At 63.1% G+C, this 25,461-nt stretch carries 24 protein-coding genes; 12 read left to right on the top strand and 12 right to left on the bottom strand.

Annotated features, from left to right (window positions below):
- Window positions 1-94: 94 nt before the first annotated feature.
- Entirely contained in the window at window positions 95-997 is a 903-nt protein-coding gene (locus HV681_RS17575) for a LysR family transcriptional regulator (protein ID WP_175124272.1), read from the top strand.
- A 53-nt stretch (window positions 998-1,050) separates the two neighbouring features.
- Here HV681_RS17575 and HV681_RS17570 read toward each other — a convergent pair whose 3' ends face one another.
- Window positions 1,051-1,569, bottom strand: a complete 519-nt coding sequence (locus HV681_RS17570) for a DUF6496 domain-containing protein (RefSeq protein ID WP_175124271.1) — start codon at window positions 1,567-1,569, stop codon at window positions 1,051-1,053.
- 186 nt (window positions 1,570-1,755) lie between these two features.
- Between HV681_RS17570 and HV681_RS17565 the strand changes: the two genes are divergently transcribed.
- The 4 genes from HV681_RS17565 (at window position 1,756) to HV681_RS17550 (ending at window position 7,871) form a co-directional block, all read left to right on the top strand.
- Window positions 1,756-1,971 carry a dodecin gene (locus tag HV681_RS17565; RefSeq protein ID WP_056563617.1) on the top strand — a complete coding sequence of 72 codons (216 nt, stop codon included), beginning with the start codon at window positions 1,756-1,758 and terminating at the stop codon, window positions 1,969-1,971.
- 905 nt (window positions 1,972-2,876) lie between these two features.
- On the top strand, window positions 2,877-5,876 hold the full coding sequence (locus HV681_RS17560) for a T6SS effector BTH_I2691 family protein (RefSeq protein ID WP_175124270.1): 3,000 nt from the start codon (window positions 2,877-2,879) through the stop codon (window positions 5,874-5,876).
- Between the two features lie 7 nt (window positions 5,877-5,883).
- Window positions 5,884-6,786 (top strand): DUF6708 domain-containing protein, encoded by a 903-nt coding sequence (locus tag HV681_RS17555; RefSeq protein ID WP_175124269.1) that lies wholly within the window; start codon window positions 5,884-5,886, stop codon window positions 6,784-6,786.
- Window positions 6,787-6,968: 182 nt separating this feature from the next.
- Window positions 6,969-7,871 carry a hypothetical protein gene (locus HV681_RS17550; RefSeq protein WP_175124268.1) on the top strand — a complete coding sequence of 301 codons (903 nt, stop codon included), beginning with the start codon at window positions 6,969-6,971 and terminating at the stop codon, window positions 7,869-7,871.
- A 124-nt stretch (window positions 7,872-7,995) separates the two neighbouring features.
- On the opposite strand, the gene HV681_RS17545 is transcribed toward HV681_RS17550, so the two are convergent.
- Together HV681_RS17545 and hpxZ are read right to left on the bottom strand one after the other, a co-directional pair.
- Complete coding sequence (locus HV681_RS17545) at window positions 7,996-8,550, bottom strand: NADPH-dependent FMN reductase (protein ID WP_175124267.1); 555 nt, start codon at window positions 8,548-8,550, stop codon at window positions 7,996-7,998.
- A 126-nt stretch (window positions 8,551-8,676) separates the two neighbouring features.
- Window positions 8,677-9,051: an oxalurate catabolism protein HpxZ gene (gene hpxZ / locus HV681_RS17540; protein ID WP_175124266.1), complete on the bottom strand. Its 375-nt coding sequence runs from the start codon at window positions 9,049-9,051 to the stop codon at window positions 8,677-8,679.
- Between the two features lie 200 nt (window positions 9,052-9,251).
- Here hpxZ and HV681_RS17535 point away from each other — a divergent pair, with 200 nt between their 5' ends.
- Entirely contained in the window at window positions 9,252-9,791 is a 540-nt protein-coding gene (locus HV681_RS17535) for an antibiotic biosynthesis monooxygenase (RefSeq protein ID WP_175124265.1), read from the top strand.
- A 174-nt stretch (window positions 9,792-9,965) separates the two neighbouring features.
- Here the strand turns inward: HV681_RS17535 and HV681_RS17530 are convergent, their stop codons facing one another.
- From HV681_RS17530 to HV681_RS17505, 6 genes are read right to left on the bottom strand one after another with little or no spacing between them, the layout of a single operon-like run.
- On the bottom strand, window positions 9,966-10,673 hold the full coding sequence (locus HV681_RS17530) for a GntR family transcriptional regulator (RefSeq protein ID WP_175124264.1): 708 nt from the start codon (window positions 10,671-10,673) through the stop codon (window positions 9,966-9,968).
- A 33-nt stretch (window positions 10,674-10,706) separates the two neighbouring features.
- A complete protein-coding gene (locus HV681_RS17525) occupies window positions 10,707-12,095 on the bottom strand; it encodes an AtzE family amidohydrolase (RefSeq protein WP_175124263.1) in 1,389 nt (462 codons plus the stop codon).
- Window positions 12,092-12,274 (bottom strand): DUF4089 domain-containing protein, encoded by a 183-nt coding sequence (locus HV681_RS17520; protein ID WP_056563598.1) that lies wholly within the window; start codon window positions 12,272-12,274, stop codon window positions 12,092-12,094. The genes HV681_RS17525 and HV681_RS17520 overlap by 4 nt, the downstream gene beginning before the upstream one ends.
- A gap of 42 nt (window positions 12,275-12,316) precedes the next feature.
- Window positions 12,317-13,138, bottom strand: a complete 822-nt coding sequence (locus HV681_RS17515; RefSeq protein ID WP_056563596.1) for an ABC transporter ATP-binding protein — start codon at window positions 13,136-13,138, stop codon at window positions 12,317-12,319.
- Entirely contained in the window at window positions 13,139-14,008 is an 870-nt protein-coding gene (locus tag HV681_RS17510) for an ABC transporter permease (RefSeq protein ID WP_414631993.1), read from the bottom strand. It lies immediately after the preceding gene.
- Window positions 14,009-14,011: 3 nt separating this feature from the next.
- Window positions 14,012-15,019, bottom strand: coding sequence for an ABC transporter substrate-binding protein (locus tag HV681_RS17505; RefSeq protein ID WP_175124262.1), 1,008 nt, complete (start codon window positions 15,017-15,019; stop codon window positions 14,012-14,014).
- 255 nt (window positions 15,020-15,274) lie between these two features.
- Between HV681_RS17505 and HV681_RS17500 the strand changes: the two genes are divergently transcribed.
- Window positions 15,275-16,186, top strand: coding sequence for a LysR family transcriptional regulator (locus HV681_RS17500; protein WP_175124261.1), 912 nt, complete (start codon window positions 15,275-15,277; stop codon window positions 16,184-16,186).
- A gap of 7 nt (window positions 16,187-16,193) precedes the next feature.
- On the opposite strand, the gene HV681_RS17495 is transcribed toward HV681_RS17500, so the two are convergent.
- From HV681_RS17495 to HV681_RS17485, 3 genes are all read right to left on the bottom strand, one after another.
- Entirely contained in the window at window positions 16,194-17,150 is a 957-nt protein-coding gene (locus HV681_RS17495) for a Bug family tripartite tricarboxylate transporter substrate binding protein (protein ID WP_175124260.1), read from the bottom strand.
- 97 nt (window positions 17,151-17,247) lie between these two features.
- The gene (locus HV681_RS17490) at window positions 17,248-18,048 is read right to left on the bottom strand and encodes a class II aldolase/adducin family protein (RefSeq protein WP_175124259.1); all 801 of its coding nucleotides are present in this window, start codon (window positions 18,046-18,048) and stop codon (window positions 17,248-17,250) included.
- A 107-nt stretch (window positions 18,049-18,155) separates the two neighbouring features.
- Entirely contained in the window at window positions 18,156-19,082 is a 927-nt protein-coding gene (locus tag HV681_RS17485; protein ID WP_175124258.1) for a LysR family transcriptional regulator, read from the bottom strand.
- A 202-nt stretch (window positions 19,083-19,284) separates the two neighbouring features.
- Between HV681_RS17485 and HV681_RS17480 the strand changes: the two genes are divergently transcribed.
- The 5 genes from HV681_RS17480 to HV681_RS17460 all read left to right on the top strand — a co-directional run bounded on the left by HV681_RS17480 (window position 19,285) and on the right by HV681_RS17460 (window position 25,329).
- A complete protein-coding gene (locus HV681_RS17480) occupies window positions 19,285-20,583 on the top strand; it encodes an imelysin family protein (protein ID WP_175124257.1) in 1,299 nt (432 codons plus the stop codon).
- On the top strand, window positions 20,580-22,097 hold the full coding sequence (locus HV681_RS17475) for a di-heme oxidoreductase family protein (RefSeq protein ID WP_175124256.1): 1,518 nt from the start codon (window positions 20,580-20,582) through the stop codon (window positions 22,095-22,097). The genes HV681_RS17480 and HV681_RS17475 overlap by 4 nt, the downstream gene beginning before the upstream one ends.
- Window positions 22,097-23,185 carry an imelysin family protein gene (locus tag HV681_RS17470; protein WP_175124255.1) on the top strand — a complete coding sequence of 363 codons (1,089 nt, stop codon included), beginning with the start codon at window positions 22,097-22,099 and terminating at the stop codon, window positions 23,183-23,185. The genes HV681_RS17475 and HV681_RS17470 overlap by 1 nt, the downstream gene beginning before the upstream one ends.
- On the top strand, window positions 23,175-24,284 hold the full coding sequence (locus HV681_RS17465) for a DUF1513 domain-containing protein (RefSeq protein WP_175124254.1): 1,110 nt from the start codon (window positions 23,175-23,177) through the stop codon (window positions 24,282-24,284). The genes HV681_RS17470 and HV681_RS17465 overlap by 11 nt, the downstream gene beginning before the upstream one ends.
- A gap of 208 nt (window positions 24,285-24,492) precedes the next feature.
- Window positions 24,493-25,329, top strand: coding sequence for a mechanosensitive ion channel family protein (locus HV681_RS17460; RefSeq protein ID WP_175124253.1), 837 nt, complete (start codon window positions 24,493-24,495; stop codon window positions 25,327-25,329).
- Window positions 25,330-25,461: the final 132 nt, after the last annotated feature.

Here is a 25,461-nt window from a genome sequence, read left to right as displayed (position 1 = left end):
CGGGGAATGAGTGCATGATTACCCACACCGCAGCCACGAAAAACCGGCTAGCATCGCAGGCAGTTTCAATAATTTTTTGAAAATGAGGCCGGAATTGGTCCGATTCGAGGATTTGAGGATCTTTGTCGCCGCGACGGATCTGGGCAGCTTTTCCGCCGCCGCGCGCGAGCTCGACCTGACGCCGGCGGTGGCCAGTGCCGCGCTCAAGCGGCTGGAACAGGAACTTGAAACGCGGCTCTTTGTGCGGTCCACGCGCAGCCTGCGGCTGACCAGCGACGGCGAGCGCTATCTGGAATATGCCCGGTCGGCGATCTCCACGCTCGAGGCTGGCAAGAACGCCATGGCGCGCGACAAGACGGACATCGCCGGCACCTTGTCGGTGTCGATCCCTTCCGACCTGGGCCGCCACGTGCTGCTGCCGTGGCTGGACGAGTTTCAGCGTCAGCATCCCCGCGTCAATTTCCAGTTGCGCATCAGCGACCGGCTGGCGGACCTGTACCGGCAGCCGGTCGACATCGCCGTGCGTTACGGCACCCCGAACGACTCAAGCCTTGTTGCGCTGCCGCTTGCCGAACACAACCGGCGCGTGGTGTGCGCCGCGCCCGCCTATCTGTCGCGACATGGCGTGCCGCAAACGCCGGCGGATCTGCGGCGGCACAACTGCTTGTCGTTCGTGCTCGGCGAAACCCTGCATGACCGCTGGACATTCGAGCATGACGGCACCAGCCTCACCATTCCGGTCAAGGGCGATCGCGTCGGCGATGACGGCGACCTGGTGCGGCGCTGGGCGCTGGCCGGGCACGGTGTGGCGTACAAATCACGCTACGACGTGCTGACGGATCTGCGTGCGGGCCGGCTTGTCGAGCTGCTGACCGGCTACGTCAGCGAATCGTCACCGCTGTACCTGCTGTGCGTGCACCGCATGCTCCTATCCCCCGCAGTGCGGCGGCTGCGGGAGTTTTTGCAGGAGCGTTTCAAGGCGTTCGAGGCCGGTTAGCGGCGCGTTGATTGGGGGGTCGCGGCAGGGATACGGCGCAGCCGTTCGCCAAATCAATGCGCCGCGTGATGCCCGCCCGCTGCCTGCTTGTTCGCCGCACGCGTGCGCGCCGCCTTCTTGGCAGCGGCCGAGCGGCCAGCCGCACCCTTGGTCGCCGCGGCCTTGCGAGCCGCAGCCGAGCGGTCCGCAGCCGTGCGCTTGCTCGCCGTCTTGGTCGCGTTGCGTGACAGCGCCGACTTCGATGCGGGCTTGGTGCTTTCCTTCTTCAGGGCCTTGGTCGCCGCCTTGGAGCGCGTACTCGACTTGGCATGGCCGTCGTGTGCCGCGCGCGTGTCCTGCTCGGCCTTGCGTTTGGTTTCGGCGCTGGCCTTCTTGGGCGTGCCAAGCTTCACACCGGCGCGGCGCGCCTTGGACAGTCCGATCGCGATGGCCTGCTTGCTGGACCGCACGCCATGCTTGCCCTCGCGCACGTTGTCGATTTCCTCGCGCACGAATTCGCCGGCCTGCGTCGACGCGGACTTTCCCTCCCGCTTGTCGCGCTTGGCGCGGTCGATGGTCTTTCGTTCAGGCATGGTGATCTCCTTTGCTTCGCGTTGCAAAAGCGATTCCGTCGCCGGTCGAGACCGCGCGACGGAACTCGTAACACCACTCTATCGCTGCGCAGGTATCCTGTGTGTTCGAATGGATTGCCGGTCGTAAGCGCCGGAACACGGCCAAGCACCGACGATTCACGACTCACCTCACAGCGGAGACGAGCTATGTCGAATCATGTCTATAAGCAGATCGAGTTGGTGGGCTCTTCCACCAAATCCTCCGACGATGCGATCGCGAAAGCCATTGAGCGCGCGTCCGAAACCTTGCGCAACCTGGATTGGTTTGAAGTGACAGAAGTGCGCGGTCACATCAAGGACGGCAAGGTGGCGCACTGGCAGGTGGGATTGAAGATTGGCATGCGCCTCGAAGGCGATTCCTGATCCCGGTGCTGGTCATTCCTTGACCGCACCTCGCAAGTGACTGTCGCATAACGGGTTTCTGTACTTGTTGTGCGACTGTTCAGAGGCTTGTCCACATTCCATGGGGACAAGCCTGTCTGCTTTTTGCAAGAGGCCTGTCATTCACGATGCGGCCCGCATCTCGGTTGCCTAGTGAGCGTTTCTTGCCCGCGGCCTGCAAGTCCCTGACCTGCAAGGCTTTTTGCAGACTCCCCCTAGGCTGTCCTCAGGCTTATCCACATTTGGCGGGGACAACACAGGCCCAAAAAAACTGCGTTTGGGCGTTTCGTGACCACGCCCCGCAGGGCGTTGATATGCAACAGGATTTTCAACCTGTGCGCATGCTGTCCTCATGCTTTTCCACAGAAGGCGGGGACAAATCCACATTGAAGTGCGCAACACCTGGCTTTCTTGGACGCTAGCGCCAAAAGCCGGGGATAACTCCATCAGAAATCGTCCATAAGGATGATTGCGCATTTATTGACCGCGCCCTGCAAGTGCTTGGCGCGTCAGGGAATTTTGCATCTGCCCCAAGGCTGTCCTCACCTTTCTCCACAGTTGAAGGGGATAAGTGCGGCCGACTGGAAGAACCTCCGGAGGCTCGGTCCGGAACTATCAAGGGCGGTGTGGTGCAACGCCGGTTCTAGCTCGCTTGGGGTTGACGAAATGTCGTCACGGCTTGCAGGCCGGCGAGCTTGTGAACATTCAGGCTGCTTGCCGCGAAAAATAGTTTTTGTCTGATATCCGATGTTGGGTAGGTATGGGGTAATGCAAGCGCACTCCATGCGCGTCCATCGCGACTTCCCATTTGCGGTGGACGCGTTCCTATTGGCGGCCTGGATCCTCCCCGAAGGTGGAGATAGGTCTGCACGCAAAGGAAACCACCTATGTCCAAGACAACGGCCGGCGGAGCAACGTCGGCGCCGGCCTGCTGCCCGCGCATTCCCATTCTCCCTATTCGATATGCGGTCGTCCCGAATGCGGATGGATCTGCCTTGTATCGGTACGCCAAGTCCGGCTTCAATCTGGAAGCGGATTTCCAGCGTCTGCGGCTTTCGTCCTATACCTTGCGCGCGCTTCGTCCGGGATACGTCTACGTGTTCATGAAGGGTCCCAAGGGCGAAAAGCTCGTTATCCATGAGTACGACGGTGAGGGACATTATCAGGAACTGACGTACACAGGTCTGGAGGACTACGACAAGCCGAACAGGTACAGGACGGGAGCGCGCATGGGCTGGGTGTGGGCAGACACCAGCCCGGACACCGCCAAAGAGGTGTGGATCGGCTACAGCACACATCTTTGGACGAATGCCATGACGGCCAGGATTGCCAAAGATGCTGAAGCGCGCCAGCTTCACATGCGACCCTTGGACATGGTCGAACTGACCTCCGGCGTCAAATCACCGTCTGGTCAAGCCCACATACTGCCGGCCGATTCTTTGACGGATTGGGTGGAAGACTTCAAGCCCCTTGGGCAGCGCATGCCGCTTGAATGGAGTTGCCACGCCAGCGAGGATGACCTGTCGGTCGCGACCTTTGTCGCTCAGGGCAACCATTACCGCTTCACGCGACCGCGCGTCCCTGCGGTGGTCGCGCTCAATGACGCCGAGGGGATCAGCCTTGATTTGGGTTTGATCGCCGCTGCGTATCAGCATCAGATCACGGATCTGAAACGCAGGCCTGGCCAGCGGGCAGAAGGCGCCAGTCAGCATCACCTGCCCGACTGTCTCAGCTTGGACGTCGAACAAATCCACCTGGCCAGTTCAGAGTTTCATCACAAGAATCTGACCGCCTTGCTGCTGACTCGTACCTTGAAGTCAATGTTTCCAACTAACCACGGCGATCCGGAGAGTATCGCGTCAAGGCGAGGCGAGTGGCATCGGAATCAGCCGACGAATCGGTCGATACCATCGAAGGAGCAGCTGGAATATGAAGTTTTGACCGACGAAAGAATGTCTTCGTCTGGGGCGCGCCTGGCTAAAAGAATAGATACAGAGCGGTATTTCGAGTTTTTAAGGCAACGCAAAGAAGCAGATGCGCAACTGCGTGTGATGGTGCATGACTTGGAACAGGCGAGTTCAGATCATGACTGCTGGATATCCACTGCGGAATCGAAGCATAAGGTCGACCCGAAGAGTTTGGCTGCAGCGTTCCAAGCATTTGACAGGAATAATCGCCAGTCTGCGGCAGCATTGGAGTTGTCTATCGCGTTGATGCTGCAGAGCATGACGCAATCGCTCGCCATTAAAGAGGATGGAGACTCTCGATATGAACGGCTCGAGAAGTGGTGTGATGATCCTGAAAGTGCCGTTTATGTTTCATTGGCCGCATTTAATCCGTTTAAAGATAAAGCGGATGCGGTGGGATCCATACTCGGTGCCGCGGATTCCATCATCTCCGAGCTCGGCCTCAAATTTCCAGCCATCGACGGCGTCACCGATTTGACATCCCAAACCGTTACCACCGTAGTACTAAAGCGGCTCAAGGGGAAAACTCGCTGGGACGCAAGCCGCAATCTGCGCCAACAAGTTCTCGCGGCTGCCCGTGAGGCAAATTTGGAGAAAGCGCTGGGGTTGATGGCGGGACGTTATATCACTCTGGATGAGCTCATCAAGAAACATGAGATTTCCAAGGAGTTGCAGGAAATGGTGGATAAAGGTATGGCCGAGGTGGAGCTGGCAAGCAGTACTGTCAAAGTTAAAGGAAATAGAACGGTACTGCTCGAGAAAACCCAGACCGCCACGGTCAAACCTAAGATCAAGTCCTTGAGCGCTACGGCGATCGGAACTGGTTTTAACTTTGGAATGGTCTACTTCAATATTATTAATCTGGGGTATGCGCTTAAGACGCTAGAGAAAAAATACACGCACGAAGCGGCTACTAATCTCGCCTCGGCGCTTGTGGGAATTATAGCTTCCATGGGCGCCGCAGCGCTGAGTACGCGAACCGCTTACTCAGCGGTAATGGCGAAGTTCGGATACAAACTTCCTGGCCTTGCCTTTTCCGTTGCAATAAAGAAAGTTGTCCTGTCCAAGCTCTATGGAAGACTTACGGGTGGTTTTGCCATTTTGCTCGGATTATTGGCAGACGCCCAAAAAGGCTATCGCCTAGGCCGAGGTGGGAACGACGAGGCGAAAAAATATACTTACGCTGGAGCAGTGTTTTTAGCGGCCGGGGTCGGAATGGCTACGTATCCCGGTGCAATTGCGGCAGGTCTTTCTGCCGTCGCAGGAGCGTCGGCAGGGGTGCCGGTTGCGGGTTGGATTGCGGCGGTAGTCGCTTTGACGGGCGCGGCCATTATGGCGGTTGGGGGTTGGTTTCAAGCTCGGGCTGCTGCAGAAGCGCATTCCCCGATCGAACTTTGGGCCGCTCGGTGCAGGTTCGGAACGCTTAAGAATGACGGCGAGCAGCGCGACGATATAGTCCTTGATGAAGATCGCAAGCTCCCCACATACCCCGACTCGGAGTCCGAAATAAAAGGGTGGTATCAAGCCTTTTTTGCGCCAATATTACTCGACTCAGATCAAGTCGAATCCTTAGAGATGAAAGATATAGGAAGCGGGTGGCACGACAATTGGTTGTCTAAAGATAAGATTGAATTCGTTGTTCTCCTACCCGGCTTCATTCTGGGACAGAGCACGTGGGATGGCGGGGTTTGGAGTATTGATCGGCGCGTGCGGTTTGGAAAAACGGCAAGTCTCGAACTGCCCACGGTCACGATATTCGGAGACGACCCAACGTGTACTGTCACTTCCTCCGGTTTGGTGTTGCATTACCAAATACAAAATGTGGATTATGCCAGTGTGCTAATGAAGGCTGAATTCACGCCTAATCAAGGGTTGGATGAGGACGTCGTTGTCAAAGCCAATTTTCTGTTCAAAGATTGAGCGCCATATGCTATCCGATTGGAATTGGTCAAGCAAAGATAGTGCCGGGGTGCTGCCAGCGATTCGCGACCAGCTTGTAAAGATTGATGGCACCTGTTTGCAAATTCGAAATTCAGATGTTTCGGACTCTGCATTCATGGGGAGAATGCATGCTTTTACATTGGTTGGTGGGGCGGCTGCTGCGGCGTGGTTTTTTCTCGCCGAAATTTGTGATGGCGTTGAATTCGATTACGCGTTATTGATTTCAGTAGTTGTCATGCTGATATTTGTATCTATGATGCTGGCATTGAGAATATGGTTAATAAAAAGCCGATCTAATTATGTGTTCGATAGGTCCACCAGGAAGGTTTATTACGAAGAGCGCGGTCGTGTGGTTTTTGGTGACTGGGATTCTGCAGTTGGAGGTCATCAGTCAAAACTGGAATTCACCGGTAGGGCAGTAGTGGTGACTCATTCGCTCGTTCTGAAAATGGCCGCTGAAACAGTCAAGCGCGGTGAGACCGTTTCGGAGCCGTCGCGACTGATCTTTTCGGTCGAAAGCAATGAGCCGACCGAGCCACACGCTTTATATGTGGCCCAAATATGGGAGTTCATTCGGCGGTTCATGGATGAAGGGCCGGACAGGCTTCCTGAACATGCGGAATCGAATTGGTGGCACACACCGCATCATCGTATTTGCTTGACACCAGCCGAAGCATTGCGCCATTACGTCCCTTGGCGCACGGGGGAACCTAATGAGATGCAAGGAAAGAAGAATTGGCTGTTGCCGCTGTGGCTAGTGTTGTTCCCCTTCAACATGTTATCTGCGCTTAGTTGGTGCTTGGTATGTGGACTGTTGAAAGTCCGCAGCCTACCACCGCCTGTTCAAGGTTTAGGACATGACCATTCGGCTTCGAGTCGTCGACGATGAGCGCAGTGCGAATCGTTTCAAAATAATCGGTCGAGTCCGCTGAACATGGGCAATGGGTGTTTGGGGCTTAGATCGAACGCGTTTTTCAGGATTATTCTTAATGCCACACGGGTCGGAAGATCAAAAGGCGATCAATCGTTTATACAAAATTGCACTATTAGCACATAAATTGAGGATTGCCAGTGGCGATAGACTGGATTTGGTTAGTTAAGGACAGCGCCGGTGTGCCCCCAGCAATTGGAGACCAACTGGTGAGTGTGGACCGGGGCTTTTTGCGGATACGAAACCCATGGATCGCAGATTCCGCGATGATGGGAAAACTGCACGCGTCGGCCGTTATTGGGGGTGGGCTAGCAGCGGCATGCTATTTCATGGCGGCAGCTCTTGGATATGCCTGGTTTAGTTACGGTCTTCTGATTACGGTGGCCTCTGTCTGGGTATTTATGGTTCTGGTGCTGGTGATGAGGGTTCGGATGATTAAAAATCTATCCGACTTCGTATTTGACCGATTTAGTGGAAAGGTCTACTACAGACAACGCGGGCAGGTGATCTCTGGCGACTGGAGGTCAGCGACCGCCGGTCATCAGTCGGAGGTGGAATTTACCGGTAGGGCTGTAGTTGTAGTCCATTCTTTGATAATCAGAATGCAGGCTGAATTAACCAGTATTGGCAGTGCTAAAACCAAGCCGGTTTCACTGTTTGTTTCGATCGAAAGCAACGCGCCGACCGAGCCGTTCGAAATATATGTGGCGCAAATATGGGAGTTCGTCCGAACTTTTATGGATAAAGGTCCAGATGAACTGCCTGAACCTGGCGAATCTAGCTGGTGGAACAGTCCGAACGTTCGCATCTGCCTGACTCCCGCCGAAGCGTTACGCCATTACTTGCCTTGGCGAACTGGGGAACCCAATGAGACGCAAGGAAAGAGCAATTGGCTCTTACCGCTGTGGTTCGTGTTTTTTCCGTACAACATGTTTTGCGCACTTTGTTGGTATTCGGCGTGCCGAATGTTGAAGGTCCAAGGTCTGCCGCCGCCTGTTCCAGGTAGGGGACGTGACGAGGCCATGGCGAGTCGTCAACGATGAGCGCGCTCAAGTGCCAGATACCTAGATAAAAAAAACCCCTCGACGAATCGAGGGGCTTGATCGCCCGGAGGTAGGTCGGGCGATCGGCGCCGGCACGCTGCGCGTGGCCGGCGTCGGCGGCAGATCAGGTGTTGAATTTCTTGACCCAGTCGACGTAGCGGTCCACCCAGCCCTGCAGGAATTTGCGGGTGCCTTCGTTGGTGATGATGAACTGGTCGTCGACCAGGCCTTCGGAATACTGCAGGAAGACTTCCGGCGTGGTGAGGGCGTTGGCGCCTTCGGCGGCCAGGATGTTGCGCAGGTGTTGCTGCATCATGGCGGTGCCAGCGGCGCTGGGCGATGCGCCCACGATGCCGACGGCTTTGCCGGGCCACGAGTTCTGGCCCCACGGGCGCGAGCCCCAGTCGATGCCGTTCTTGATGGCGGCCGGGACCGAGCGGTTGTGCTCGGGCGAGACGAAGAGGATGCCTTGCGCGTCGGCGATCTGTTGCTTGAGCTTGGCGGCGGGCGCGGGCAGGTTGTTTTCGTTGTCCTGGTTGTAGAGCGGGATGTCGCCCAGGCTCACATACTCGAACTTGAAGTCGGCCGGAACCAGCTTTTCCAGCGCACGCGCCAGGCGCAGATTGATCGAGGCGGCACGAAGGCTTCCGACAAAGACTGCAATCTTGTATGTGCTCATGAGCGTGTGCTCCAACGAGGAAAAAGGAACAGCCAGTGTAGACCTGCACGGGGCCAGGCTCAATGCCGATTGCGCATATTCATATGGCGTCGTCGGTCGCGAGTCATGCCAAGGCAGATGGCCGCGTCAGGTCATCAAACTGACATGCGCCGCCACCACGCGCCAGCCTTGCGGCGTGCGCATCCAGGTCTGGCTTTGGCGTCCGATGCGCGTGCTGCCTTCGCGCTGGAATTCCAGGTTCGCGGTGGCGAAGTCCTGGCCATAGGTGGTGATGGCGGTGCGCAGGACCTCTCTTGCAAGGCCTTGCGGGGAACGCCGTGCGCGGAAGGCGCGGATCTCGTCGTAACCGTAGAGGTTTTCGCCGGCGCCGTAACGCAGGGTGTGAGGGCTGTTCCAGAACAGGGTGTCGAGCACTTGCACGTCGTTGGAAACCAGTGCGGCTTCGTAGCGTTCAACGGCGGTCGTGACTTCGGCCAAGACGTCGGGTAGGTTGATGTCCATTGCTGCTTATCTCCGATATGCACCGAACTGGTGCGTCGAGTAGGGGTTATCACCAATATGGGGTGTGTTGCGGTGCGCAATTACTTGGGCCGTCTGGCTTAATGACACCGCCAAGGGGCAAATGCTGCGCCGCAAGGCTGGCACACGGATTGCTAGGGTTAACGTGCATAACACGCTGCACGCTGCCCAGGAGTTCCGCCATGTCTCATTCTGCCGTTTCCAGTCCGGTCACCATGCTGGTGACGCGCCACATCGCGCCCGAGCGCTATAGCGATTTCCTGTCCTGGATGCGTCAGGGCGAAATCCTGGCGGCGGGTTTTCCAGGGTTCCTTGGATCTGGCGTGCTGCAGCCGCCGGAAGGCGGCGATGAGTATCAGATCGTGCTGCGCTTCACTGACGAGGCCAGCCTGAACCGATGGGAAAAGTCCTTGCCACGCCGCATGTGGCTGGAGCGCGGCGCGACGCTGGTGCGCGCGAGTCATGAGCATCGGGTGAGCGGCACGGCTGGGTGGTTTGCGCCGAAGGCCAGCACGCCGCCGCGCTGGAAGCAGGCGGTCAGCATCTGGCTGGCCTACTTTCCGGTGCTGCTGGTGTTCTCGGTGTTGGTGAGCGAGCACTTGAGCATCCTGCCGGTGTTCTGGCGCGTGTTGATCACGAGCGTGATATTGACGCCCATCATGGTGTTTGTATGCATACCCGTCATCACGCGCGTGCTGCACCGCTGGTTGCGCGCCAGCTGAACCGGGCCGGCGTGGCGGCCGCCCGACGAGCGGCCCGAAAGCGCCCGAGAGCCCAAAAGCCCAAAAGCCCAAAAGCCCAAAAGCCCAAAAGCGCGAAGGCCCGAAAGCCCGAAAGCCCGCGCGCCCCCAAGCCCGAATTTTGGCAACCCCCGCAGGCCCCCCGCCCGCCCGCCTTCACGCCGCCTTCGCGCGGCGTGTCGCGTACAGCCGGTGCAACGTAATCTTGCGCACGGCCTCCTGACTGTCCTTGATATGCGCGCGCAGCAGCGCCGCGGCGCTCGCGCCGTCGCGCGCCAGTACGGCGGACAGGATCGCGGCGTGTTCCCGGTAGGTGGTGCCGATGCGATCGGGCTGGGTGAAATCGAGCCGGCGCACGATGCGGATCCGCTCGGTCGCAGCCCGATGCACCCGTGCGATCTCTGGGTTGCCGGCGGCGGCCACCAATTCGATATGAAAGCGCTCGTCCAGGTCGGCCAGCCATTCGCAATCGCTGGACCGCTCGCTCTCATCCACCAGCCACGTCTCCACGAGCGGGCGCAGCGCCAGCAGCGGATCGGGCGATTGCCCGGGCGTGCACAGCGCATGAACCGCTGCCGCTTCCAGCACGCTGCGCAGCTCATAGAAATGATCCAGCGTTTCAAAATCCAGCGGCTTGACCAGCCATCCATTGCGTTGCCGCACCTCCAGATAGCCTTCGCGCTCTAGCCGGAACAGCGCCTCACGGACCGGCGTCCGGCTGACCTGAAGCCGGTCCGCGATCTCCGTTTCGGTGAAGCGGTCGCCCGGCGCCAGCCGGAACTCCAGGATGTCACGCTTGAGCGTGGTGTAAGCGGAGTCGGCCAGCGTGCGCGGCATGTCGATGGCGGCGAATGCGGATTCCATGTCGAAGCTCCAGGCGTTGCGGTGTAGGGAACGTCAGACCGGCCGTGTGCGTGCCGCGCCAGCCTGCTCCAGCGTGTGGGCCGCACGCAGGCAATCGGCTTCGCGCCAGGGCGCGGCGATCAGTTGCACGCCCAGCGGCAGGTGGCCGTCTTCGTCCAGTTCCGGCCACGTGGGCGCCGTGCAGACCGGCAGCCCGATGGCGGAAATGGGTTGCGTCAATAGCCCCATGCTGGCGCGAGCGGGCAGTTGCTTGCCCGCGAGTGTCAGCCAGTCCGCGTCGATGGGCGTGGCGCTGACGGGCGTGGCGGGCGCGATCAGCACATCGTATTGGTCGAAAAGGGCCAGCGCCTCGAGGTAGGCGCGATGGCGCACGCGCTGCGCCTGCTGCACCCAGGCTGCGGGGACGAGGCTGCCGGCGACCAGGCGGTCGCGCGAGTGCGGTTCGTAGTAGTCGTAATGCGTGACGAGCCGGCGGCGGTGCAGCGCGCCGCCTTCCGCTGCGGTGATGATGAAGGCGGCGGAGCGCGCCTGCACGGCGGCCGGCATCTCGACCACGTCAGTCGCGCCCAGGACGCGCGCGGCGATTTCCACGGCGCGGCGCGCCTGGGGACCCGCCCATTCCGAAAAGTAGCCGCCCAGCACCGCGACGCGCAGCCGTCCAGTGCCTTCGGCGATGGCCGGCAATGTCGGCGCGGCCGGGCGCTGCGCGCAGGCGACGTCCGCGGCATCGGGGCCTTGCAGCGCGTCGTAGGCCGCAGCCAGGTCGCTGGCGCTGTTTGCAAAGGGACCCAGATGATCCAGGCTGCCCACGAACGGGAAGGAACCCGTGCGCGGCAGGCGGCCAAAGGTGGGCTTCAGGCCGAAGACGCCGCACAGCGAGGCGGGCACACGGATCGAACCGTTGGTGTCCGATCCCAGGGTCAGCGGCACCAGACCGCCAGCAACGGCGGCGGCGCTGCCGCCTGACGAGCCGCCCGCGATGCGCGAGGTGTCGTGCGGGTTGCGGCAGGCGCCGTAATGGGTGTTTTCCGTGGTGAAGCCGTAGGCGTGCTCGTCCATGTTGAGCGCGCCGATCAGCACGGCGCCCGCCTCACGCATGCGCTCGACCAGCAGCGCGTCGCGCCGAGCGGGCGGGTTGGAGGCGTTGACGCGCCCGCCGGCCAGCGTGACCTCGTCGGCGATATCGAAGAGATTCTTCACGGCGTACGGCACGCCCGCCAAGGGCGGCAGCGTTTCGCCGCGTGCGCGGCGCGCGTCGATGGCCAGGGCTTCCTGCCGCGCGCGGCTTTCCGTGACGGCCGTGAAGCAGTTGTAGCGGGGATCGCGCTCGCGCACGCGGGCAAGCGTGGCGTCCAGCACGGCGGCGGCGCTGCGTTCGCCGCTGCGGACCTGGCGGGCGATGTCGTGAGCGGGGCCGGTCACGGACGGAACACCGAAGCGGATTCCAGTTCCACGGGCAGCGGCTCGTCGGCGAAGGTCGACGCGATGTCGTGGATGCGCGAGAACTGCTGCACGACCTGCTCGGCGGCGGACTCGCGCAATGCATATCCCGACAGCGCCAGCGCGCTGCGCACGTATTGGTCGATGGTTTCCTGTGTCATGGCGAATGCTCCCGGTATTGGCTTGGGATTAATAGCGTGGAATCACTTGCGCACTTCGCGCTGGAAGATTTCCAGGCTCAGTTTCTTCATCTGGATGAAGCTTGGCTCGGACAGCGTCTCGACCGTGCGAGGGCGCGCGTCCGTGTAGTCCAGGATCTCCGCGACGCGCGTGGGGCGCTTGGTCAAGAGCAGCACCTGATCCGCCAGGTACACCGCTTCCTCCAGGTCATGCGAGACAAGCAGCATGGTCGTGCCGGTCTGCAGGAAGACTTCCTGCAGCTTTTCCCGGATGAACAGCGTCATCTCGAAATCCAGCGCGGAAAACGGTTCGTCCAGGAACAGCACCTCCGGTCCGGGGGCCAGCGCGCGCATGATGGACGCGGTCTGCTGCTGTCCGCCCGACAGCTCGTACGGATAGCGGTTCAGGTCGAACTTCACGTCGAACGACGCCACCAGTTCCTCGACCCGCGCATCGACCTGGGCCTTGCTGCGGCCTTCCAGGCGCAGCGGGTAGGCAATGTTGTCGATGGTGCGCAGCCACGGAAACATGGCTTCGCGGTAGTTCTGGAACACGTAGCCGATCTTGGTCTGCGCCAGCGACTTGCCGTCAAACAGGATCTCGCCCGAATCGATGGGGATCAGGCCGGCGATCATGTTGATCAGCGTGGACTTGCCGCAGCCGTTGGGACCGAAGACCGAGACGATCTTGCCCTTGGGGATGTCGAGGTTGAAGTCTTCATAGAGCGGCCAGCCGGCGAAATACTTGGTCAGGCCGCGGATGGTGATGTGCGTGCCCAGCGGGCCGGGCTGGAAGGGCGCGGCGGCTGGCGCGGGGGCGATGACGGGGTTGATGACGGTAGACATTTATCGGCCGCTCCAATGAACCACGCGCTTTTCCAGCACGAGAAAGAGAATGTTGAGCACATAGCCGAGCGCGCCGGCCGCCAGGATCGCGGCGTACATTTCGCGCACGTTCAGCACCTGCTGCGCATTGATGATGCGATTGCCCAGGCCGCTGTCCGAACCGATGAACATCTCGGCCACGATCACGATGACCAGCGCCATCGACACGCCGCTGCGCAGGCCGACAAACGTGGGCTGCAGGCTTTCCCAGATCAGCACGTCCTTGAAGATCTGCCAGCGCGACGCGCCCATCACGCGCGCCGCCATCACGCGCTGCTTGCGGGCGTTGATGACGCCGTACGCGCTGTTGAACAGGATCACCAGCACGGCCGCGAAGGCGGCGATGGCGATCTTGTTCATGTCGGTCACGCCGAAGATCATCAGGAACAGCGGGATCAGCGCGGAGGACGGCGTGGACCGGAAGAAGTCCACCAGGAACTCGACGCTGCGGTAGGCCTTTTCATTGCTGCCGAGCAGCACGCCCAGCGGCACGCCGATCACGCCGGCCATCAGGAAGGCCTGAACGGTGCGGTTCAGCGACGACAGAAAGTCAGCCAGCAGCGGGCCGCCCGCCATGCCCTTGACCAGCGCCACGATGGTCGCGCTGGGCGTGGGCAGCAAAACCGGACTGACAAGCTGCAGGCGGACCACCAGGTCCCACACCACAAAGAGCGCGAGCGGGCCGATCAGCGGCAGCAGGCGCGAGGTGTCGAACTTGCGCGGCGGCTTGGACATGGCCGGTTGCGCCTTGGCGGGCTGCGTCTTCGCCGGCGCGGGGGCAGAGGCCTGGGAGGGGGCGGGCGTGGCGCCCGTAGCCGTGGTTGCGGTCATGGATCAACCCTTGTAGAGCATGGTCGAGACGTCGACCTTCTGCGCGAAGACGCCCTTGTCGGTGAACAGGTCGAAGAACTTCTGGAAGTACTGCACGTCGCTGGGCGTGAACTCGTTGTGCAGCGTGTAGGCGGCCAACGGCACTTCCTCGGTCATCGGGCCTTCGATGGCGGTGTAGCCCTTCAGGAAGGGGCGCGCCTCTTCAGGCTTGGTGCGGATCAGTTCAATGCCGCGCGCATACGCGGCGATGAATTTCTTGCTTTCCTCGGGATGCTTCTTCAGGAAGGCGGTGGTCAGCGAAGCCGAACCGCCGAACCACGGCGCCATCGGATCGCCCAGGACGTATTTGGCGATGACGCCGGTCTCCAGGACGCGGGTCGTGCCGTTCAGGCGGCCCACCGTGCCCGTGGGTTCCAGCGTGTAGCACGCATCCAACTGGCCGGCGGCAACCGCGGCGACGTGCTGGCTGATCGCCAACTCGACCACGGTTGCCCCCGTTGCGCCGGCGCGCTCCAGGACTGCTTTGGCCAGCGTGGAATTCTGGATGCCGGGACCAGAACCGACCTTTTTCCCCTTGAGGTCTGCGATGGATTTGATGGGACTGTCTTTTGCGACGATGAACTCATCCAGCACGTTCTTGGCGTTGCTGGGATTGGACGCAAAAATCTTGAACAGGCCAGGCGAAGCGATCTCGCCGATGGCCAGGTTGGCCGAGCCCGTGCCGTTGGCGCTGCCATCGGCGCGGCCCGCAAGCATGGCTTCCATGACCTGCTGCGCGCCCGCGAACTTAAGCGCTTCGACGTTCAGGCCGGCTTCCTTGAAATAGCCTTTCTCGATCGCGGCGTAGAACGGCAGGCCAGCGGCCACGGGCCAGAAGCCGATGCGGATGACCGGACCCGATTGCGCGCGCACCAGCGCCGGGGCGGCGAGCGTCGCCGCGCCCATGGCGGCGCCCTGGATCAGGCGGCGGCGGGTGGCGTTGAAGGCGTAGGGTGCATTGCGATGGATCATGTAAGGCTCCTGGGCGGCTTGATTGGGGGCGCTTGTAGACAAGCTTGCATACCAGTCATCAAGCAATAGCCGTGCCAGGTTTTGCGCGGGGCGGCTTCTCCCATGACGCCGGGTCACGCCGCCTCAGGCTGGTGCCCGGCGTGAACCAAGTTGGTGCGGGGCGCACCACATAAGGGGACATAACGTGTCCTCTCGCCGTGTCCGCTCGCCGGCAATGACGCGCCGCAGCTGCTGCGTTGGCAGTAGCATCGGCGCATGAACACGCGTTTTGTCGAAGCCTTTCTGTGGTCCGCGCGGCTGGGAAGTTTTCGCGCCGCGAGCGACCGCCTGCATATCACGCAGGCGGCCGTGGCCAACCGCATCGCATCGCTGGAAGAGGACATCGGCGCGCGCCTGTTCGAACGTGACGCCAAGGAACTGAAGCTCACGGCGGTCGGTACGCGGCTGCTGGATTACGGCGAGCGCCTGCTCGAGATCCGCCAGCAGATCCTGTCGCTGGGCAAGCGCGGCGACGAGGTCGCCGGTCTGGTGCGGATCGGCGCCATCGAGACCGTGGTGCATACGTGGCTGATCGGCTTTCTGACGAACCTGCGGTCCACGTATCCCGGCATCGAGGTCCAGCTGACGTCCGAGACGGTGCGCGCCCTGCATCGCGGGTTGCGCGAAGGCACGCTGGATATCGCGTTCCAGACCGACGTGCTGAACGACACGGGCATCATCAGCATGCCCTGTCTGCCGATGGAGCTGGGCTGGGTTGGGCCGCCAGGCAGCGAGGAGACGATGACGGCGCACGATCTGCTCGGCGAGCCGGTGCTGACGATGAGCCCGGGATCGCAGCCGCACGAGGCGCTGAAGGCGCTGTACCGCGAGGTCGGCATGCCGCAGGGCAAGGTGCATTTCGTCAGTTCGATCTCGGCGCTGGCGCGGCTGGTGCGCAGCGGCTTCGGCCGTGCGCTCGTGCCGTTGCCGCCCATGTACGAGTACGTTGCGCGCGGCGAGATCCAGGTCATCCGCACCGATCTGCCGGTGCCGCCGCAGCTATTGGTGGTGAGCTATCTGGAAAGCGGCGGCTCAGACGCGATCCGGCTGGTGGCGGAACTGGCGTGCCGCGCCTCGGATCAGTTCACGGCCGCCGTCGTGGCCCCGGGTATGGGATCAGCCCATTAACCGAGCGTCAATGCGCCTGCGGGTCGAACTTGCGTACCAGCACGGCCCACTTGTCGTGCTCGCCCTTGATGAACGTGGCGAATTGCGCTGGCGTGCCGCCGACAGGCTCGGCGCCTTCGCGAATCATCTGTTCGTTCAGTGCGGGCAACGAGGTGTTTACTTCGCGGTTGACCAATTCCACCACCTGCTGCGGCGTGCCCTTGGGCGCAAAGAAACCAAACCACGAGCCGGCGTCAAAGCCTGGATACCCCGATTCGGCGATGGTCGGCAGTTCGGGCAGGGTGGCGGACCGCTGCAACGTGCTGACCGCCAGCGCGCGCAGCTTGCCCGAACGGATGTGGCCGATCACGGACGGAATGGTGGCGAACATGAAGTCGATGCGGCCGGCCAGCAGATCGTTGACCGCGTCCGCGCCCTTGTAGGGCACGTGCGTGGCGTTCACCTTCAGCTCGTCCATCAGCATGTAGCTGGACAGGTGCGAAGACGTGCCCACGCCGGTCGAACTGTAGTTCAGCTCTCGCGCGCCCTTGACGTATTTCAGGAAGCCCTGGATGTCCTTGGCGGGCGAGGAGGGCGGCACGACCAGCACGTTGGGCACCGTGGCGATCTGCACCATCGGGACCAGGTCGGTCAGCGGGTCGTAGTTCAGCTTGTTCAGCGTGGGATTGACGGCGATGGGGCCGACCGAGTTCACGATCAGCGTGTGCCCGTCGGGCGCGGCGCGCACCACGTATTCGGTGCCGATGTTGCCGCCCGCGCCGGGCTTGTTTTCCACGACGAAGGGCTGGCCCAGCTTCTGCGTCAGCGTGTTCGTCACGCTGCGCGTAAGCGTGTCGGTGGTGCCGCCGGGCGAGAACGCCACGATGACCTTGACCGGCTTGTCGGGGTAGCCGGCGGCGCTGGCGGGCGCGATACAGGCGCCCGCCAGCGCCGCGCAAGCCAGCAGGGCTTGGGCAGTGTTCATGAATGTCTCCTCGCGTGGTCGTTGTCGTGTGGGATATCGCGCCGTGCCGCCACGCCGGCCGGCGCTGGAAATGTTCAGGGGGATTCCGGGCGCGGGCTCAGTCCCGGTAGCCAGGGTCGATGCGGTCCAGCTTGCGCAGCAGCGCGGGCCACTCCATGACGCCATACGGGCGGCGCGTGCCGGGCTGGTAGTTGTTCCAGGTGGCCTCCAGGACGGGCGGCGGCACGGCTTGCAGCGGGGCGCCCGTCGCCATCGCCGCCAACTGCGAGCGGCAGGCCAGTTCCAGGCGGTGCATCCAGTTGAAGGCCTCGCCCACGGTGCGTCCCACGGTCAGCGCGCCGTGATTGCGCAGGATCAGCGCCTCGCGCTGGCCCAGGTCCTCGAGCAGCGACGCCTGTTCCTCGGTGCCCAGCACCACGCCCTGGTAGTCGTGATAACCGATCTTCAGGAAGCGCATGGCCGTTTGCGTCAGCGGCAGCAGGCCGCACTCCAGCGACGACACGGCCATCGATGCCCAGCTGTGCGTGTGGATGACGCAGTCCACCTCGTGCCGGTGGGCGTGGACCGCGCTGTGGATCACGTAGCCGGCCTTGTTGATGCCGTAGTCCAGATCGCCGAAATCGGGCTTGGACAGAATGGTGCCGTCCACGTCGACCTTGATGAGGCTGGACGCGGTGATCTCCTCGTACATCATCCCGTAGGGGTTGATGAGGAAGGCGTTGTCCTCGCCGGGCACGCGGGACGAGATATGGTTGGCCATCATGTCGGCCATGCCGTAGAGCTCGACCAGGCGATAACAGGCGGCAAGGTCCACCCGGGCCTGCCATTCCGCTTCGGAGCAGTGCGCCCGCATGGAGGAAATGCCCAGCCGGCCGGGACGAGAGGGGGAAGTGGTCATCGGATTTCGTGAAGGTTGATCGTCGCATGCACCGCGCTGCGACTTGATGTGGATCAATTTATCTTCAGAAAATCCAACCGCCTAGGCATCCCGAGGCTATGGGGGCATCACGAATCCAGAAGGGTTGCCCCCGGCCAGCCGCCGTGCCGGACCAGCCCGCGCATGGCGTCCAGCAGCACCACGCGCGCGGCCAGCGCGGCGGGCGACAGCTCGTCGTCACTGATGCAGTAGATGTGGTTGCGGCGGAACAGATACGGATCATCGATGGGATGCATGCTGAGCAGGCCGGTCTCGACGCGGGCCACGGCCGCGCCGGGCTGGATGGTCGCGATCGGATGGGCCTGCACCAGGTCCATCAGCGTCGTCAGGCCGTCGACCTCGACGCCGATCCAGGGTTCGATGCCGGCCCGCTCGAAGGCCGCTTCGACCCAGGCGCGCAGCCCATGCGCCTTGCTGGTGACGGCCAGCGGCAATCCGGCCAGATCGGTCATACGGACTGGCTCGCCATCGGGTCGCTCCACCATGCCGCGCGGCGCCAGCAGGAACAGACGCTCGTCGAGCACGGGCACCACGCTGCGGCCTTGCGCGGTGTCGTTCTGGAACAGCACGGCCAGGTCCAGCCGGCGGGCGTTGAGCAGGTCGCCCAGATTGCCCGAAAGCCCCTCGACCAGATGCAGGCGCACGTTGGGATAGCGCTCGGTCATGGCGGCGTAGAACGGGCGGGCCAGCAGCGACGCAGTGGTGGGCGCAAAGCCGACGCTGACGGTGCCGGCCAATCGCGCCTCGCGCGCGGCCGCCACGGCGCTTTCCGCGTGGCGCAGGGTCAGTTGGGCCTGGCGCAGGAAAGCGGCGCCGGCCGGCGTGGTGGTCACGCCGGTGGGGCTGCGCGTCAGCAGCCGCGTCGCCAGCTCGCTCTCCAACCGGCTGATCTGCTGGCTGAGCGCCGACGCGACCACCCCGAGGTCGCGCGCGGCGCGGCCGATGCTGCCCAGCTCGGCGACGCGGACGAAGTAACGGAGTTGGCGCAGTTCCATGAGGCGATTTCCAGGCTGAAGAAAACGAGGCCGGCGGGGCCCCGGGTGACCTGCCGGAGCATACTTTTTCCGTTCAAAAATATGTCAGCTATCTGAACAACGCCTGAATATCAAACGAAAATTGTTTACACTCGCATCCACAAAATTCAAGCCGGAACGGGCCGCCGCGGGGGCGGGCCGTCCGAATTACGGGAGAAAGACGATGCGCAAGTTGCTTTTGGGTGCGGTGCTGGCCGCCGCGGTGTATGGCGGAGTGGCGCAGGCCGCCGTCGAACCCAAGGCCGTGGTCGCCACGTACTCCGACCTGGCGCTGGCCGGCTACGAGGATTCGCTGACGGCCGCCAAGAAGCTGCGCGACGCCATCGACGCGCTGGTCGCCAAGCCCAGCGCGGAAACCTTGAAGGCCGCGCGCGAGGCATGGATCGTGGCGCGCGTGCCGTATCAGCAGACCGAGGCCTACCGCTTCGGCAACCCCATCGTCGACGACTGGGAAGGCCGCGTGAACGCCTGGCCGCTGGATGAAGGCCTGATCGACTACGTCGACGCCTCCTACGGCACGGAAAACGACCAGAACGCGTTCTACGCCGTGAACGTCATCGCCAATTCCAAGATCTCGGTGGGCGGCAAGACGGTCGACGTCAGCAAGATCACGCCCGAGCTGCTGTCCGACGTGCTGCACGAGGCCGACGGCAACGAGGCCAACGTGGCCACGGGCTATCACGCGATCGAGTTCCTGCTGTGGGGCCAGGACCTGAACGGCACCGGCGCCGCGCCCGCGGACCGCAAGGGCACGCCGCAGGAGCGTCACTCGGGCAATCGCCCGCATACGGATTTCGATCCGAAACAGTGCACCGGCGGCAATTGCGAACGCCGCATTGAGTTTTTGAAGGCGGTGACGGATTTGCTGGTGACTGATCTCGAAGAAATGGTGGGCAACTGGAAGAAGGACGGCGCGGCGCGCAAGGCGGTCGAAGAGGATCCGAAGGCCGGCCTCATCGCCATGCTGACCGGGCTGGGCAGCCTGTCGTACGGCGAACTGGCGGGCGAACGCATGAAGCTGGGCCTGATGCTGCACGATCCCGAGGAAGAGCACGATTGCTTCTCGGACAACACACACAATTCGCACTATTACGACCAGATCGGCATCCGCAACGTCTATCTGGGTTCGTACACGCGCATCGATGGCAAGAAGGTGACCGGCGCCAGCCTGTCCGAACTGGTCAAGGCCAAGGATTCCAAGCTGGACGCCGAAGTGCGCGCCAAGCTGGACGCCACCGTCGCCGCCATGCAGGCCATGAAGACGCGCGCCGAGACGGTCGAGACCTATGACCAGATGATCGCGGAAGGCAACAAGGAGGGCAACGCGGTGGTGCAGGCTGCCATCGACAGCCTCGTCGCGCAAACGCGCAGCCTGGAACGCGTGATCGCGCTGCTGGACCTGGGCAAGGTCGCCATCGAAGGGTCCGACAGCCTGGATAAACCTGACGCCGTATTCAAGTGAAACTCGCATTAGCCGCCGTACTGGCGGCGTCGGTTCATGCCGTCGCCGCCGCCGCGCCCGCCGCTCCCGGCGGGCGTGACGATCTGACGCCCGAAGACCAGAAACGCGTCACCGCCATCACGGCGCCCACCAGCGATTTTTCGAAGGTCGAATCCTTCGAGACCATGCAGGCCGGCGCCACGACGACCAACAAGCTCATCAACGCCGACATCTTTTCGCAACCGTCGGCCAACATGAGCTTTGAAGGCCGCCAGGAGTTCATCGTCGGCAACGGCCTGTTCCGCAAGGATTGGGTGTCCGCGCCTTCGTCCACGCAGGCGTCCGACGGCCTGGGTCCGCTGTTCAACGCGCGCTCCTGTCAGGCCTGTCACACCAAGGACGGCCGCGGCACGGTGCCGGGCTTCGATCCGCTTGAACGCACGGATGCCGTCGCGCTGCTGCTGCGCCTGGCCGTGCCGGAAGGGGCCGATCGCGGGCATCCCAAGCTGGGCGCCGACGAGATTGCGGCCTTGCCCGAACCCGTCTACGGCGTGCAGTTGCAGAATTTCGCGGTCGCGGGCCTGCCGGCCGAAGGCCGCATGGAAATTGAATACGAAGCCGTGCCCGTGGCGCTGCGCGGCGGCGAGACCGCCACGCTGATGAAGCCCACGTATCGCATCGAGAACCTGGGTTACGGGCCGATGCGTGCGGACACGCAGATCTCGCCGCGGCTGGCGCCGCCGATGATCGGACTGGGCCTGCTGGAATCGATCCACGAGTCGGACATCCTGGCGAACGTCGGCGCGGACAAGCGCGACGGCATCGTCGGCAAGGCCAACTGGGTCACCGATGCGCGCACCGGCGCGCGCGTGCTGGGCCGCTTCAACCTGAAGGCAGGCCAGCCGACGGTCGAGCAGCAGAGCGCTGCCGCGTTCTCCAACGACATGGGCCTGTCCACGCCGCTGTTCCCCAAGCATTCCGGCGAATGCACGCCTGCGCAGACGAAATGCCTGGACATGCCGCACGGCGCGCAGCCGCGCTTTGGGCCAGAGGAAGTGCCGGGCAAGCTGATGGACTTCGTCACCATCTATTCGACCAACCTCGCCGTGCCCATGCGGCGCGATGCGGATGACGCGCGCGTGCTGGCGGGCAAGAAGCTGTTCTACGAAGCCAATTGCGTGGCCTGCCACGTGCCCAAGTACGTGACCAGCCGCAACGCCAAGCAGCCGGAACACCGTTTCCAGCTGATCTGGCCGTACACCGACATGCTGGTGCACGACATGGGCGACGACCTGGCCGACGGCGTGAGCGACGGCATGGCCACCGGCCGCGAATGGCGCACCCCGCCGTTGTGGGGCATTGGCCTGACCAAGACCGTCAATCCCAATGCGACCTGGCTGCACGACGGGCGCGCCCGCACGCTGCTGGAAGCCGTGCTGTGGCATGGCGGCGCCGCCAAGCCCGCGCGCGACCGCGTCGTCGACATGACGCCCGAAGAACGCGCGGACCTGATCCGCTTCCTGGAGTCCCTGTGATGGCCCGCCATTTGTTCATGCGCGCTGCGGCTGCGGCATTGATGCTGACGGCGCCGATTGCCGTGGTTGCGGCACAGGCCGCGCTGCCCGCCGACCTGGGCGAACGCCTGGCGCGCGACTACGCCCGGCCGGCGGTTGCGAAGATGACGGACGCCGCTGCCGCGCTGGAAAGCGCGCTGGGCGGCTGGTGCGCCAAGCCCGATGCGGCCGGCGCCGGGCGCGTCGGCGATGCGTTCAAGACGCTGGCGCACGCATGGTCGGGCGTCGAGATCCTGCGCTTCGGCCCGCTGGTGCAGGCCAACCGCTTTGAACGCCTGGCCTTCTGGCCCGACACGCGCGGCGTGATGCCCCGCCAGGTGCAGACGCTGATCGCGGCCAAGGATGACGCGCTGCTCAAGCCCGGCGCGCTGGCTGGCCGCAGCGTCGCGGTGCAGGGCCTGCCCGCGCTTGAGTACGTGCTGTACGGCGAGCCCGACCTGCTCAAGCAGACCGGCGAGCCCAGCTTTGCGTATGCCTGCGGCTACGCCACGGCCGTATCCGCCAATGTCGCCACGATCTCGCGCGACCTGGGCGAGGCCTGGGATGCGCAGGGCGAATTCGGGCGGCAGTTTGCCAAGCCCCAACCGGGCAATGACCTCTATCGCAGTTCGCAGGAAGTTGCCGCCGAAGCCATGAAGGCCCTGTCCACCGGCCTGCAGTTCGCGCGCGACGTGAAGATCGAGCCGGTGCTGGGCGATTCGCCGCAGGCCGCCCGTCCGAAGCGCGCGGCGTTCTGGCGCAGCGGCCTGTCGATGCGCCTGCTGGCGGCCAACCTGGATGCGCTGAAGGCGTTCTATGTGGCGGGCGGCTATCCCTTGCCCGCGGGCGAGGAATGGATGGATGCGTCGGTGCGCGGCGAATTGTCCAGCGCCGCAGAGACGCTGCGTGCGGTGCCGGCGCCGCTGGACCAGGCGCTGGCGGGCGAGGAAGGGCGCCGCCTGCTGGTCCTGGCGTCTCTGACGCTCAAGAACGCGAAGGCCATCGTTGACGAGAACCTGGCGCCTGCTCTGGGCGTCACCATCGGCTTCAACGCGCTCGATGGAGATTGACCGGCGCCGCTTCCTGGCGCTGGCCGCGGCGCTGGGCCTGTCGCCTTCTGCGGCGCGCGCCGCGCTGCCGGCCGATGGCGGGCAGCTGTACCTGACCGCGCGCAAGCGCGGCGGCCGCGATGAAGCCGTGGTGCTGGACGGGACGGGCCGCGATCGCCTCACGATCCCCATGCCCGCGCGCGGCCACAGCTTTGCGATCGACGCCACCGCGCAGCGCGCCGTGGTGTTCGGCCGCCAACCCGGCTTTTTTGCGCTGGGCTTTTCGCTGGAAGGCGGCGAGCCCGCGGCCTTGCCGCTGCCCGATGACCGGCATTTTTTCGGTCACGGCGCCTTCGTGCAAGGCGGCCGCCTGCTGGCCGCCACGGAAAACGACTTCGAAGGCGGACGCGGCGTGCTGGGTCTGTACGACGCCACCCCCGGCGGCGGCTACCGGCGCGTGGGGGAGTTCGATTCCGGGGGCATCGGACCGCACGAGGTCGTGTTGATGCCCGACGGCAAGACGCTGTGCGTGGCCAACGGCGGCATCCTGACGCACCCTGACTACGGCAAGCTGGAACTGAACCTGGACACCATGCGGCCGTCGCTCGCGTATATCGACGCGGCCTCGGGACAACTGCTGGAGAAGGTGGAGCTTGCGCCGGCGCTGCACCGGCTGTCGATCCGGCACCTGGCCCTGGCGGCCGATGGCGCGGTGTGGTTCGGTTGCCAATACATGGGCCCGGCCGCGGATCGTCCGGCGCTGGTCGGCCGCCATCGCCGCGGCGCGGCGCTGGAACTGTTCGACGGCCCAGCCGAGACGCTGCGCAACATGCGCAACTACGTCGGCTCCGTCACGGTCGACGCCGCCGGTGTCATTGTGGCCACGTCAAGCCCGGTTGGCGGACAGGTGATCTACTGGGACGCCGCCAGCGGCAAATGCCTGGGCGTCACCGCGCTCGCCGACGGCTGCGGCGTCGCGCCCGCCGCGCAAGGGGGCTTTCTGGTCAGTAGCGGATTGGGCGCGATGATCCGCGTTGACGCGCCAGGCAAGGAAAGGCCGGTCCTGCCGCCATCGCGTGACATGTCCTGGGACAACCATTTCCGCATCGTGCCGGCGTAACGCCGCTTTGCCTGCCGGCGCGGCAAGACCTATGCTGCATGTCTGACCGATTTCGGGTGTCAGACACCGGAATCAGTCTTACGCCGTACGCCGCGGCGGCACGCGCTGCTCCGCTTTACAAAGCCTGACACTCCCGTCGGGCGCTGCGCCGCTTTGTGCCAGCCGCTTCTGATACATTCTGCCGTCGATTTTTTTCGCAGGAGGTTCCATGGATGAGGCCGTAAAAGAGTTCTATATCTGGGCCCCGAGGCTGATGGATATGGGCATCAATCTGCTCGTCGCCTTGCTCATTCTCGGTATTGGCTGGTGGGTGTCGTCGTTGCTGGGCAACTGGGTTCGCCGGGCCGCTACGCGGTCGCCGAAGATCGATCCCACGATCGTGCCCATGTTCTCCACGACCGTGATGTGGGCGGTGCGCATCTTTACGGTGATCGCGGTGCTGGCGCGCTTTGGCGTGCAGACGGCCAGCCTGATCGCCGTGCTGGGCGCCGCCGGTCTTGCCGTCGGTCTGGCCTTGCAGGGCACGCTGCAGAACATTGCGGCCGGGATCATGCTGCTGATCCTGCGTCCGATCCGCGCCGGCGAGTACATCGCGCTCAGCTCTGGCGCGGATGGCACGGTCGAGGAAGTGGGCCTGTTTCTGACGCGCCTCGTGCAGGGTGACGGCATTCACATGACGCTGCCCAATAGCACGGTCTGGAACGCCACGATCACCAACTACAGCCGCAACAAGACGCGCCGCCTGGACATCCCGGTGCCGGTTCGCTATGGCGATGACCTGGATGCGGTGGTCGCCAAACTGCAACAGATCGTGGACGCGCGTCCCGATGCGTTGAAGGACCCGGCCCCGCAGGTGAAGGTGTTCGACTACAAGGAAAACGGCGTCACGGTGAACGTGCGCGTGTGGGCCGAATCGAGCAAGTATTGGGAGCTGCGCTGGAGCCTGTACCAGGAGATCCGCCGCTCGCTCGAAGAGGCCGGTTTCCAGGCCCCGATCCCGCTGCGCGAGATCCAGAACCCCAAGACGGGCGCGGCCGCTACCTGATTGCGGGCCTTGTTTTGTCAGTCATGAAAATGGGCGCCTCGTTGGAGGCGCCCATTTTTATTCGACGGCGAGATGGCGTGAACCAGCAAGGCGTGACGGCATGACCGCTTCTGGATTTTTCGGCTTCCCGGG

It is taken from the genome of Achromobacter animicus (assembly GCF_902859585.1).
In the GTDB taxonomy this organism is placed as follows: domain Bacteria; phylum Pseudomonadota; class Gammaproteobacteria; order Burkholderiales; family Burkholderiaceae_B; genus Achromobacter; species Achromobacter animicus.
The sequence above is the reverse complement of the archived record's forward strand: the minus strand, read 5'-3'. Positions and strand labels throughout refer to the sequence as shown.

What these genes read in the sequence shown, in the direction of transcription:
- HV681_RS17510 (WP_414631993.1), bottom strand. Translation starts at nt 14,008, where the DNA reads ATGACCGCAACCACGGCTACGGGCGCCACGCCCGCCCCCTCCCAGGCC.
- HV681_RS17495 (WP_175124260.1), bottom strand. Translation starts at nt 17,150, where the DNA reads ATGAACACTGCCCAAGCCCTGCTGGCTTGCGCGGCGCTGGCGGGCGCC.
- HV681_RS17570 (WP_175124271.1), bottom strand. Translation starts at nt 1,569, where the DNA reads ATGCCTGAACGAAAGACCATCGACCGCGCCAAGCGCGACAAGCGGGAG.
- HV681_RS17565 (WP_056563617.1), top strand. Translation starts at nt 1,756, where the DNA reads ATGTCGAATCATGTCTATAAGCAGATCGAGTTGGTGGGCTCTTCCACC.
- HV681_RS17555 (WP_175124269.1), top strand. Translation starts at nt 5,884, where the DNA reads ATGCTATCCGATTGGAATTGGTCAAGCAAAGATAGTGCCGGGGTGCTG.
- HV681_RS17530 (WP_175124264.1), bottom strand. Translation starts at nt 10,673, where the DNA reads ATGGAATCCGCATTCGCCGCCATCGACATGCCGCGCACGCTGGCCGAC.
- HV681_RS17560 (WP_175124270.1), top strand. Translation starts at nt 2,877, where the DNA reads ATGTCCAAGACAACGGCCGGCGGAGCAACGTCGGCGCCGGCCTGCTGC.
- HV681_RS17535 (WP_175124265.1), top strand. Translation starts at nt 9,252, where the DNA reads ATGTCTCATTCTGCCGTTTCCAGTCCGGTCACCATGCTGGTGACGCGC.
- HV681_RS17480 (WP_175124257.1), top strand. Translation starts at nt 19,285, where the DNA reads ATGCGCAAGTTGCTTTTGGGTGCGGTGCTGGCCGCCGCGGTGTATGGC.
- HV681_RS17490 (WP_175124259.1), bottom strand. Translation starts at nt 18,048, where the DNA reads ATGACCACTTCCCCCTCTCGTCCCGGCCGGCTGGGCATTTCCTCCATG.
- HV681_RS17545 (WP_175124267.1), bottom strand. Translation starts at nt 8,550, where the DNA reads ATGAGCACATACAAGATTGCAGTCTTTGTCGGAAGCCTTCGTGCCGCC.
- hpxZ (WP_175124266.1), bottom strand. Translation starts at nt 9,051, where the DNA reads ATGGACATCAACCTACCCGACGTCTTGGCCGAAGTCACGACCGCCGTT.
- HV681_RS17505 (WP_175124262.1), bottom strand. Translation starts at nt 15,019, where the DNA reads ATGATCCATCGCAATGCACCCTACGCCTTCAACGCCACCCGCCGCCGC.
- HV681_RS17520 (WP_056563598.1), bottom strand. Translation starts at nt 12,274, where the DNA reads ATGACACAGGAAACCATCGACCAATACGTGCGCAGCGCGCTGGCGCTG.
- HV681_RS17470 (WP_175124255.1), top strand. Translation starts at nt 22,097, where the DNA reads ATGGCCCGCCATTTGTTCATGCGCGCTGCGGCTGCGGCATTGATGCTG.
- HV681_RS17515 (WP_056563596.1), bottom strand. Translation starts at nt 13,138, where the DNA reads ATGTCTACCGTCATCAACCCCGTCATCGCCCCCGCGCCAGCCGCCGCG.
- HV681_RS17465 (WP_175124254.1), top strand. Translation starts at nt 23,175, where the DNA reads ATGGAGATTGACCGGCGCCGCTTCCTGGCGCTGGCCGCGGCGCTGGGC.
- HV681_RS17485 (WP_175124258.1), bottom strand. Translation starts at nt 19,082, where the DNA reads ATGGAACTGCGCCAACTCCGTTACTTCGTCCGCGTCGCCGAGCTGGGC.
- HV681_RS17500 (WP_175124261.1), top strand. Translation starts at nt 15,275, where the DNA reads ATGAACACGCGTTTTGTCGAAGCCTTTCTGTGGTCCGCGCGGCTGGGA.
- HV681_RS17460 (WP_175124253.1), top strand. Translation starts at nt 24,493, where the DNA reads ATGGATGAGGCCGTAAAAGAGTTCTATATCTGGGCCCCGAGGCTGATG.